We start from the raw sequence: 453 nt of genomic DNA on the forward strand, positions 1-453 counted from the left end.
GCCAGCGCTCACTGCACCACTGGCAACGTTCTGGATGCGGCGCGCCGTACCGTTCCTGTTGGAAACATCAACGATCGTGCCGGTGTTGTCGATACCGACCCGAATCGCGCTGCTCGGGGACGTTTGCGTAACCAACCGGCTGTTGGCAATCGCCTGATCGGCCCTTGTCAGTGCAGTGTTGGCGGTAGCTCGTGCGTTTTCAGCCGTATTGAAGGCGCTATCCGCTCTGCTTTTCACCGAATTCGGCTGCCTGCCGTTGACCGCTTCCGTGCTGGACGTGGTGACGGCACCGTCAGCCAGGTTGACGATCTTGCGCTGCAGCGTGCTGTTACCAACGGAAATCTGATTTGCTGCGGAGGTCGCCGAATTCGCTCCGAGCGCGACCGAGTTCGCGTGACTCGCGTTGGCCTCGGCCCCGAGCGCCATGGCTTTGCCGGTTCCGTGTGCACGCGC

Annotated in this window: 1 pseudogene; it reads right to left on the reverse strand. The window is 62.0% G+C overall.

From position 1 onward, the window contains the following. A pseudogene (locus LC438_RS18690) lies at positions 1–426 on the reverse strand (hypothetical protein); the annotation flags it as partial. Between the last annotated feature and the right edge of the window lie 27 nt (positions 427–453).

The organism is Microbacterium sp. OVT16B, assembly GCF_019969705.1.
GTDB lineage: Bacteria > Actinomycetota > Actinomycetes > Actinomycetales > Microbacteriaceae > Microbacterium > Microbacterium natoriense.